This window comes from Streptomyces sp. MS191 (assembly GCF_008042125.1).
GTDB lineage: Bacteria > Actinomycetota > Actinomycetes > Streptomycetales > Streptomycetaceae > Streptomyces.
Genome location: NZ_RDBI01000051.1, coordinates 73,957 through 82,923, shown reverse-complemented (window position 1 = coordinate 82,923; position 8,967 = coordinate 73,957). Strand labels below are relative to the sequence as shown.

Sequence of the window (8,967 nt, the reverse complement as noted above, 5' to 3'; positions counted from 1 at the left end):
GGTCCGAGCGGGCGGGGGCGCCCGTCGGCCGGCCCCGGGCGCCCCCGCCCGCTCGGACCACGGACAGCCGCGTGGCGCCGGGTCGGGACGCGGAGGGGGCCGGGAGAGCCGTGACGATTCGGCGGCCGTCGGGGACGCACGGCCGGGACGGCGTCGACGAACGCGTCCGTGCCGGCGTCCGCGTCCGTGCCTGCGTCCGTGCCCGGAAGGTGGCGCCTGACGCGCGAAGCCCGGCAGTGGGCGGGCCGCGCGAGCGCGCGGGCATGAGAAGAGGTCCGGTGCCGGGCACGGGGGAACGCCGGCACCGGACCTCGGTTGAAGATTCTACTAGAACGGGAGAGGTGCTCGATCACCACACTCGTGTGCGGCCTCCCCCACCCGCGCGCCGCGCTCCGTTCATCCCCCAGGGGGCCGTCGCTCCGCGGAGAGCGAGGCCACCACGACCCCGACGAGGCACGCCCAGACCACCGCCGTACCGCCGACGGCGCCCCAGCCGACCACGCCGAGCAGCAGGGCCACGGTCGCACCCGTGCCGAGCGCGCGGCGGTCCGTGACGAACGCCCAGGCACGCCGGCCGGTGCCGGGTTCGCGCAGCTCCAGCACCGCCGCCCGGCACACCAGCGCCGCTGCGACGATCACCGCTGTCATCGCGGTCGGATCCATGGCACCCGCCTCTCCCCCACCATGCTCGCCCATGGCGGGCGCCTCGGCGCCCCCGCGGCACGGACGGGGCCGCGCGGCACCCCGCCGGATCAGGCGGCCAGGAAGGCCTCGATGGCCGCGGCGAGCGCCTCCGGGGTCTCCTCCGGGGCGTAGTGGCCGGCCTCGGGAAGGACTTCCAGGCGGGCGTTCGGATACCACTGGAGCCAGCCGGCCGTCATCGCCGCCTCGCCCAGCGCCGGGTCGTGGGCGCCCACGACGAGCAGGACGGGGGTCGGGTTGTCCTTGACCCGGTGGTGGAAGTCCGTGCGGGACCAGGAGTCGAGGTAGGCCCGGAAGGCGGTCGGCGAGGAGCGCGCCAGCGAGCGCTCCACGAGTGCGTCCAGCCACGCGGCGTCGTACCGGCCGCCGGTGGTGGTGTCGATGATGACGCGCCGGTTCGCCGGCTCCTCGGCCGCTCCGGCGAACAGCTCCCAGCTCTCGCCGTCGAGCGGGAACCCCGCGGCGGAGACCGGCGAGATGCCGACCAGCGAGCGGACCCGGTCGGGCGCGTCGAGCAGCATGAGCTGGGCCGCCTTGCCGCCCATCGAGTGCCCGATCACCGAGAAGGAGTCCCAGCCCAGGTCGTCGGCGACGGCCAGCGCGTCCGCGGCCACCTCCTCCATGGTGAACTCGCCGTCGGAGTCGATCGCCTCCCCGTAGCCGCGGCAGTCGACGAAGGCGTAGCTGCCGGTGTCGCCGTCCAGGTGGGCCCGGAGCGGCGCGAAGCTCGTCCGGTCGCCGAACCAGTTGTGGAGCACGAGGGCCCGCCTGGGCCCGCTCCCCTGCACGTCGTACGGCAGAACCCGACCCGACATCACGCCCCCTGGTCACGAGGTGAATCGCCCGGCGCACCCGTCGTGGCCGGTCGGCTACCGAGTGTGGCGAGTGCCCGCGGCGCGGTCAACGGTGCCGCGTGGGGAACGCCTGTCCAGGACCCCCGGTGCCCAGGGCGTGGACCCCTGCCGAGGCCGGTCGCCGCGGGCAGAGTCCGAGATGCGCCGTACGGCGGCCGGGGAGCATGCTGGCTGTGTGACGACGCACGGCACGGCCGGGCCCGTCCCGTCGGCGGAAGACGAAGGCACGCCCCCCACCGACGGGCCGGTGTGGCGCGGGCAGCAGCCCCACGGCCCGCTGCGCGACGAGCTGCCGCTGGTCCTGGCCGAGGCGGCGTTGCGGACGATCGAGGCGGTCGGCGGGTACGCCGGCGGCGTGTACCTGCGTTCCGCCACACCCGGTCTGCTGCGGCTCGCGGTGCTCGCCGGGCTGCCCGGTCCGCTGTTCCGGCCGTGGTGGCGCATGCACGTGAACCGACCCTTCCCGGTCGCGGAGGCCTACCGCTCCGGCCAGCCCGTGCACCTGGCCGACGTCGAGGAGGCCATGCGGCACTTCCCCCAGTTCGTGGCGAGCCTGCCGTTTCCCTTCGGATCCCTGTACGCGCCCGTCGTCAGCGGCCGTGAGCGCTTCGGCGTCCTGGTGGTGCTGCGCGCGCCCACCGTCGGCGTTCCGGTCAACTCCCGCGACCGCGGTCGTCTGCTGCGCGAGGCACAGCGCCTCGGCGCGGCCCTCGGGAAGCTCACGGCCGAGGACACACCCGTGTCCTGGTCGGCCGAGCCCGTGTGCGTCCAGCTCCCGTCGTCCGGGATGAAGCCGGTGCGCATCGGCTACTTCGGCTGGGACCTGGACACCGGCGTCGTCACCGTCGACGAGGGGCTGCGAGCGATCATCGGCGGCGGCGAGGAGTTCCCCGGCACCATCGCGGCCCTGACGGCACGCCTGGCGCCGGAGGACACGTACGCCCTGTGGACGATGGCGCGCCGGGCCGCCGGTTCGGGCGGCCCGGTGGCGCGCAGGATCCGGCTGAAGGGGCCCGACGGCGGGCTGCACCTGCTGGAGGTCTCCGCCCGGGCGTCGCCCCCCGACAGACCCGCGGACCGGTCCGGGAGCCGGGGGCGCTTCCTGACCGGGTCCCTGGTCGATCTGGGCACCGGGCTCATCGGGTCGGACGCCACGGACCGGCTCCCACGGGCCATTCTCGCGATCGACCGCCTCGGCCGGGTCACCTACGTGAACCACCTCGCCGAGGCGCTCCTCGGCGAGGCACGCGGCACGCTCGCCGGGCGAAGCCTGTGGCAGGTCATGCCGTGGTTCGACCACGCCGCCCACGAGGAGGAACTGCGGGCGGCGCTGCTGTCCGAGGAGCCCCGGTACTTCCAGGCCCGTACGGCCACGGGCCAGTGGCTGTCGGTCTCCCTCTATCCGGGGCACGACGGCGTGACCATCGTGCTCCTCCCGGAAGGCGACCCGGCGTACCAGCCGGGCTCCGTCACGCGTCGCGACGCGGGGCTCGGCTCGCCCGCCGACCAGGCGTCCGCCCTGTACCGGCCGGTGGCCCTGGCCATCGCCCTCACCGAGGCGGTCACCGCACGCCAGGTCTCGGCCGTGGTCACCGACGAGCTGCTGCCCGCGTTCGGCGGCCGCCAGCTGGCGATCTACCTGCTGAGCGAGCGTCATCTCTACCTGGCGTGGGAGACCGGCTTCCCCAAGGGTTTCCTGGAGCCCTTCGAAGGCGTGGGCCTGGACGCCCGGATGCCCGGCGTGGAGACCCTCACGACCGGCCGGCCGCTCTTCTACGAGTCGATGGAGCAGCTCGGCAAGGCGTACCCGGGCCTCCCGCTGGACGCCCACTCCGGCGCGCGGGCGTTCCTGCCGCTGATCGCCTCCGGCCGCCCGGTCGGCTCCTGCATCCTCGGCTTCGAGCGGCCGCGCGGCTTCAGCCCGGAGGAACGCACCGTGCTGACGGCCCTGGCCGGACTCATCGCGCAGGCACTGGAGCGGGCCCGCCGGTACGACTCCGAGGCCGCCCTGGCCCGGGGGCTCCAGGACGCACTGCTGCCGGGCCGCCTCCCCGTCTGCGACGGCTACGACACGGTGGCCCGGTACCTCCCCGGCACGCAGGGCATGGAGGTGGGCGGCGACTGGTACGACGTCATCGAGACCGCCGACGGGCTGCTGGCCCTCACCATCGGCGACGTCCAGGGCCACGGGGTCGCCGCGGCGGCGACCATGGGGCAGCTGCGCAGCGCGGTGCGCGCCTTCGCGCTCGGCGGACTGGCTCCGCGGGAGGTCGTCCGGGGCACCAACCGGCTGCTGATCGACATGGATCCGGGCCAGTTCGCGAGTTGCTGCTACATCCTGCTCGACCCGGAGACGGGGTCCGCTCAAGGGGTGCGGGCCGGACACCCGCAGCCGTTGCTGCGCCGGCCGGACGGGACGGCGGAGGTCGTGGACCTCGCGGGCGGGCTGGTGCTGGGGATCGACGACGACGCCACCTACCCCGTCACGCAGCTGGAGCTGGCACCGGGCGCCGTGCTCGCGCTGTTCACGGACGGCCTGGTGGAGAAGCCCGGCATGGACATCGACGACGGCATCGAACGGCTGCGCCGAACCTTCGCGGCGGCGGGTTCGGGCCCGCTCGCCGAAACGGCGGACCGGCTGATCCGCCACGCCCGCCAGGCGACCGATCGCGCCGACGACATCGCCCTGCTGCTGGCGGCCCGTTGGACCAGCGGGTCCTGACGACCCGTCCGCAGGACGCGGAGGCAGGAACGGGTGAACCGGCCGGCGGTGGCCCACCGGGCCGGTTCACGTCCCTGACCGGGGCCCCGTGGGGCCGCCGCCCCTCAGGAGCGGTAGCTGTCGCCCATCGTCGGCGGCGTGTTGTGCGCCGAGATCGACGAGAACGACGTGCGGTCGTTGTGCGCCTGGACGCGCCGCGCCTGCTCGATCTGCAGGCCGTCGGCGTTCTCGGTCGCCCTGTTCCCCCGCCGCAGCAGGGTGAAGGCGAGCAGCACCGCCACCGAGCCCAGGACCCCGAACAGTACGAGTACCGATCCCATGTCGAACTCCCCCGTGTCACCGAGCCGTCGGCCGGCTCGCCTCCCACTGACCGTAATCCGTCCGGCGATCACCGTGAAGCGGTTCGGCGCCGGGATCCGATCCGGACCCCGGTGCGCCGGCGCCCCGTGCGGCGCCGTGCGGGCGGGCGCCGGCCACTCGTGTGGGCGGACGGGCGTTCACCCGGTCGGCCTCGTGGCGCTGGTCGCGCACGCCGGGCCCGGCCAGGCTGGGCCCATCACCGCAGGCAGCACGAGGAGGACGAGTGCAGCAGGACAAGCAGCCGGAGTACGGCCCCGTGGTGTTCCGCGACCGCTCCGCCGGGTTCGCCTTCCTGACCCGGTCCACGGCCACCAGCCCGGAGACGATCGAGTGGGACGACGGCAACACCTATCCCGTGGTCGACGTCGAGATCTCCTCCGAGAGCCACCCCTTCTACACGGGCAAGGCGCGGACCGTGGACTCGGAAGGCCGGATCGCGAAGTTCGAGCGGCGCTTCGGCGAGGAGAAGTAGTCCGTCAGGTCGGCGGGCCACCCCCTTCGCGGGGAGCCCTCCCACCGCGGCTCTCGCGGCTTCCGTCCACGGATCCGGGACGGTCTCGACCCGTCCGCGTAAACCGGTCAGAGGATGACCGGTTCTGCTTCCAGGATGACGCCATGACCACAGCGGGGCACCCTGCCCCGTGCGCGGAGAGGCGGAATCATGATCGTTGTCACGGGAGCTTCGGGAAACGTCGGGCGGCAGCTGGTGGCGGCCCTCGCGGCGGCGGGTGAGCGGGTCACGGCGGTGAGCCGGCGGCCCTCGGACGGACCGCTGCCGCCGGGGGTGCGCCACCGGGCCGCCGATCTGTCCCGGGCCGCCGACCTCAAGGCGGCCTTCGAGGGGGCCGACGCCCTCTATCTGCTCGTGCCCGGCGGAGGCGGGACACTCGGCCCGCGGGACATCGTGGAGACGGCGGCCGCCTGCGGTGTGCGCCGTATCGTCCTGCAGTCCTCGCAGGTCACGGGGACCCGGCCGGAAGCCGCGTCCCACACCGTCCTGCGGGAGTTCGAGTCGGCGGTCCGCGGGTCCGGTACGGAGTGGACGATCCTGCGCCCCGGAGGCTTCGCCTCCAACGCCTTCCTGTGGGCGGACTCCGTCCGCTCGGCGCACACGGTGGCGGCCCCGTTCGGCGACGTGGCCCTGCCGGTGGTGGACCCTGCGGACATCGCCGAGGTCGCGGCCGCGGTCCTGCTCGGGGACGGGCACGCCGGCCGGACCTACGTGCTCACCGGGCCCGCGGCCGTCTCCCCGCGCGAGCAGGCGGGGGCGTTCAAGGAGGTGCTGGGCACGCCCGTGCGCTTCGAGGAGCTGAGCCGGCACGAAGCCCGCGCGGGGATGCTCCGGTTCATGCCGGAGCCGGTCGTGGACGGGACGCTCTCGGTCCTGGGCGAGCCGACCTCCGAGGAGCGCCGGGTGAGCCCGGACGTGGAGCGGGTCCTCGGCCGCCCGGCCCGGCCCTTCTCCGCCTGGGTCGAGCGGAACGCGGCGGCCTTCCGCCGGCCTGACGCGCGGTGAGCGACGCCGCTACCGGTCCGGCTTGAGCGGCAGGACACCCCCTAGGGTGTGCGGGTCGCGTCGGTACGAGAACGGTGTGATGACGGGGGTCGGTCGTGCGGGAGTTGTTCCTGGCGGACGCGCGCGGATACATGCGGTGGATCGAGTTGCCGGGGGAAGGCCCGGTCCGGGTCTGCCTGCACGGCCTGGGGTGCACGGGCGCGTCCGACTTCGCGCACGTCATGACGCGTCCCGCCCTGTCCGGCGGCCGGACGCTCCTGGTGGACCTGCTGGGTTTCGGACTGAGCGACCGCCCGCGGGAGTTCGGCTACGGCATGGCGGAGCAGGCGGCCGCCGTGGCGCAGGTCCTCGACCACCTGGGCCTGACGGGCGTGGAACTGATCGGACATTCGATGGGCGGCGCCGTCGCCGTGCGCCTCGCCGCCTCCCGCCCCGATCTGGTGGCCCGGCTGGTGGTGGCGGAGCCGAACCTGTACCCCGGGGGCGGGATGTTCAGCAGCCCGGTCGTCGCGCAGGACGAGGAGACGTTCGTACGCGACGGGTTCGCGCGGATGCTGGCCGCCGTCGACCGGCCTGACTACGCGGCGCGGCTGCGCCTGGCCGACCCGCGGGCGGTGCACCGGAGCGCGGTGGCGCTGGTCGAGGGGGCCGCGCCGCCGGAGGGCGAGCTGCTGGCGGCGCTGGACCGGCCGCGGGCCTTCCTCGTCGGCGAGTACAGCCTGCCGGACGCGGACGCCGAGCGCATGGCCGCGCTGGGCGTTCCCGTGTTCGAGGTCCCGAAGGCCGGTCACAACCTCATGATCGACAACCCGGAGGGCTTCGTGACGGCGCTGGTCGCGGGCCTCTCGGTCGAGGCGCCCTGAGCCGCACGTCCCGCGGCGGGCGCGAGCAGGTGCGCGGAACGCGCGACCGCCCCGGCCCGGTGGACGGGCGGGGCGGTCGGGTGCAGTCCGCTCAGGGATGCAGCGACGCTCAGGCCTTGTCCTCGACGACGCCGGAGGCGGCGACGGCGATCTTCGCGCTGGTGGCGCCGGACCGGGAACCCAGGCCCTCGATCTTCTTGACCAGGTCCTGGCCCTCGACGACCTCGCCGAAGACGACGTGCTTGCCGTCGAGCCAGTCGGTCACGATGGTGGTGATGAAGAACTGCGAGCCGTTGGTGTTGCGGCCGGCGTTCGCCATCGACAGCAGGAACGGGCGGTCGTGCTTGAGCGTGAAGTTCTCGTCGGCGAACTTCTCGCCGTAGATGCTCTTGCCACCGGTGCCGTTGCCGTTGGTGAAGTCACCGCCCTGGAGCATGAACTCGGGGATGACGCGGTGGAACGGGGAGCCGGCGTAGCCGAAGCCGTGCTGGCCGGTGGCGAGCTCACGGAAGTTCTGCGCCGTCTTCGGGACGACGTCGTCGAACAGCTGGAAGACGATCCGGCCGGCCGGCTCGTCGTTGATGGTGATGTCGAAGTAAACGTTGTTGCTCATGGGGACATCCTGTCATTCCCGTCCCGTCCTCGCGCGCACGGGCTGCCGCTTGTCGGGCCCCACTCGGCCCACTCTTCACCCGGCTGCCCCACGGACGGGCCCACCGGATCCCCGTGCCCCGGCGCGAGTACGGGGATCCGAGGCGTCGTCAGGCGGACGCGCCGCCGTCGAGCGCGTGCAGGGCACCGTCGGTGGGAAGCGGGGCGGCCTCCTCCAGCAGGGAGCCGAGGGCCGTGTCGTTCTGCAGGAGCCCGGTGGCTCCGGCGGCACCGGTGTCGGCCGAGGCGTTCGGCGGCGGGCTGACGAGGGCCGTGACGACACCGGCCGCGAGGGAGGCGATGGCGAGCATGCTGCGCTTCTTCATGCCCTGGTCAACTACCGAGAGGCCCGGGGGGTTACGGCCTCGGAGTGGGGCGAAATGATTCAGCGGCCCGACGGGGCCGATCCGGTCCGGCGCGAGGCCGATCCAGGGGCGGCGGTGCGTCCATGCCGGGGGCCGGCTTTGCGCCTGTGCCGGGGCGGGCGAGGTGCCATCGCCGATCCGGGCACCACCCGTCCCCTCACGACGCTCCCGCCCGGCATTCGCCTCGAAATATCTGAAAATCCGCAATTCAGCCGCAACCGGACACGGCGTGCGGCACGTCTTCCCCAGTGACACCAGAGTCCCCGTAGCACCGGAAATGGGGGACGTCATGCATCACCGTCCACGCCTCGCGGCCGCCGCCGCCGGAATCCTGCTGGCCGCCGGGATCGGAGCGACGATCCCGGCCGACGCCTCCACCACCCCGTCACGGACGGCCGGGCCTCCCACGACAGCCTTGGTCACCAACGCCCGCTGGGGCGGGCACCCCACCTTCGACCGGCTGGTCGTGGACGTCCGGGGGGGGATGCCTCCGGTCACCGTGAAGCCGGTCACCGTCCTGCGGTACGACGGCTCGGGGCACCGGGTCCCGCTTCCCGGGAAGTACTTCCTGGAGATCAAGCTCTCCCCCGCCGCCGCCCACGACGCGTCCGGCAGGTCCGTCTACCACGGCCCCCGGCTCACGAAGATCAACCTGCCCGCGCTCAAGGGTGTCGCCCTGACCGGCGACTTCGAGGGCGTGGTCACCCTCGGGGCCGCCTTCGACACCAAGCCGCACTACAAGACGTTCACGCTGCACTCGCCCGAGCGCCTCGTGCTCGACATCGCGCATCCGGTCGGCTGCCGGCGGTGAGCGACGGAGACGCGGCCGACGGCCGACCCCTGCGCGCCCCGCCCGAAACGACCTGGCGGCCCCCGAAACGACCTGGCGCCGCACGCCGGCCATCCGGGCGCCGGTCGCGCTGAGGGCGGCCCC

The 8,967-nt window shown here is 74.0% G+C and carries 10 protein-coding genes; 5 read left to right on the top strand and 5 right to left on the bottom strand.

The window, feature by feature from the left end:
* Positions 1-396 precede the first annotated feature (396 nt).
* Positions 397-648, bottom strand: coding sequence for a hypothetical protein (locus tag EAO71_RS22870; protein WP_261992296.1), 252 nt, complete (start codon positions 646-648; stop codon positions 397-399).
* Between the two features lie 104 nt (positions 649-752).
* A complete protein-coding gene (locus tag EAO71_RS22865) occupies positions 753-1,517 on the bottom strand; it encodes an alpha/beta fold hydrolase (RefSeq protein ID WP_147979701.1) in 765 nt (254 codons plus the stop codon).
* A 178-nt stretch (positions 1,518-1,695) separates the two neighbouring features.
* Between EAO71_RS22865 and EAO71_RS22860 the strand changes: the two genes are divergently transcribed.
* Positions 1,696-4,278 (top strand): SpoIIE family protein phosphatase, encoded by a 2,583-nt coding sequence (locus EAO71_RS22860; protein WP_147979700.1) that lies wholly within the window; start codon positions 1,696-1,698, stop codon positions 4,276-4,278.
* Positions 4,279-4,382: 104 nt separating this feature from the next.
* Here the strand turns inward: EAO71_RS22860 and EAO71_RS22855 are convergent, their stop codons facing one another.
* Positions 4,383-4,598 (bottom strand): hypothetical protein, encoded by a 216-nt coding sequence (locus EAO71_RS22855; protein WP_147979699.1) that lies wholly within the window; start codon positions 4,596-4,598, stop codon positions 4,383-4,385.
* A gap of 263 nt (positions 4,599-4,861) precedes the next feature.
* On the opposite strand from EAO71_RS22855, the gene EAO71_RS22850 reads away from it, so the two are divergent.
* The 3 genes from EAO71_RS22850 to EAO71_RS22840 all read left to right on the top strand — a co-directional run bounded on the left by EAO71_RS22850 (position 4,862) and on the right by EAO71_RS22840 (position 7,017).
* Positions 4,862-5,110: a type B 50S ribosomal protein L31 gene (locus EAO71_RS22850; RefSeq protein WP_147979698.1), complete on the top strand. Its 249-nt coding sequence runs from the start codon at positions 4,862-4,864 to the stop codon at positions 5,108-5,110.
* Positions 5,111-5,299: 189 nt separating this feature from the next.
* Complete coding sequence (locus EAO71_RS22845) at positions 5,300-6,154, top strand: NAD(P)H-binding protein (RefSeq protein ID WP_147979697.1); 855 nt, start codon at positions 5,300-5,302, stop codon at positions 6,152-6,154.
* 95 nt (positions 6,155-6,249) lie between these two features.
* Complete coding sequence (locus tag EAO71_RS22840) at positions 6,250-7,017, top strand: alpha/beta fold hydrolase (RefSeq protein ID WP_261992295.1); 768 nt, start codon at positions 6,250-6,252, stop codon at positions 7,015-7,017.
* Between the two features lie 109 nt (positions 7,018-7,126).
* On the opposite strand, the gene EAO71_RS22835 is transcribed toward EAO71_RS22840, so the two are convergent.
* Together EAO71_RS22835 and EAO71_RS22830 are read right to left on the bottom strand one after the other, a co-directional pair.
* On the bottom strand, positions 7,127-7,630 hold the full coding sequence (locus EAO71_RS22835) for a peptidylprolyl isomerase (RefSeq protein ID WP_147979696.1): 504 nt from the start codon (positions 7,628-7,630) through the stop codon (positions 7,127-7,129).
* Between the two features lie 148 nt (positions 7,631-7,778).
* A complete protein-coding gene (locus tag EAO71_RS22830; RefSeq protein WP_147979695.1) occupies positions 7,779-7,994 on the bottom strand; it encodes a hypothetical protein in 216 nt (71 codons plus the stop codon).
* Positions 7,995-8,322: 328 nt separating this feature from the next.
* Here EAO71_RS22830 and EAO71_RS22825 point away from each other — a divergent pair, with 328 nt between their 5' ends.
* Positions 8,323-8,844, top strand: a complete 522-nt coding sequence (locus EAO71_RS22825; protein WP_147979694.1) for an AMIN-like domain-containing (lipo)protein — start codon at positions 8,323-8,325, stop codon at positions 8,842-8,844.
* The last annotated feature ends 123 nt before the right edge of the window (positions 8,845-8,967 follow it).

Coding starts and splice junctions, on each gene's coding strand:
- EAO71_RS22870 (WP_261992296.1), bottom strand. CDS start 648: ATGACAGCGGTGATCGTCGCAGCGGCGCTGGTGTGCCGGGCGGCGGTG.
- EAO71_RS22865 (WP_147979701.1), bottom strand. CDS start 1,517: ATGTCGGGTCGGGTTCTGCCGTACGACGTGCAGGGGAGCGGGCCCAGG.
- EAO71_RS22860 (WP_147979700.1), top strand. CDS start 1,696: ATGCGCCGTACGGCGGCCGGGGAGCATGCTGGCTGTGTGACGACGCAC.
- EAO71_RS22855 (WP_147979699.1), bottom strand. CDS start 4,598: ATGGGATCGGTACTCGTACTGTTCGGGGTCCTGGGCTCGGTGGCGGTG.
- EAO71_RS22845 (WP_147979697.1), top strand. CDS start 5,300: ATGATCGTTGTCACGGGAGCTTCGGGAAACGTCGGGCGGCAGCTGGTG.
- EAO71_RS22835 (WP_147979696.1), bottom strand. CDS start 7,630: ATGAGCAACAACGTTTACTTCGACATCACCATCAACGACGAGCCGGCC.
- EAO71_RS22830 (WP_147979695.1), bottom strand. CDS start 7,994: ATGAAGAAGCGCAGCATGCTCGCCATCGCCTCCCTCGCGGCCGGTGTC.
- EAO71_RS22825 (WP_147979694.1), top strand. CDS start 8,323: ATGCATCACCGTCCACGCCTCGCGGCCGCCGCCGCCGGAATCCTGCTG.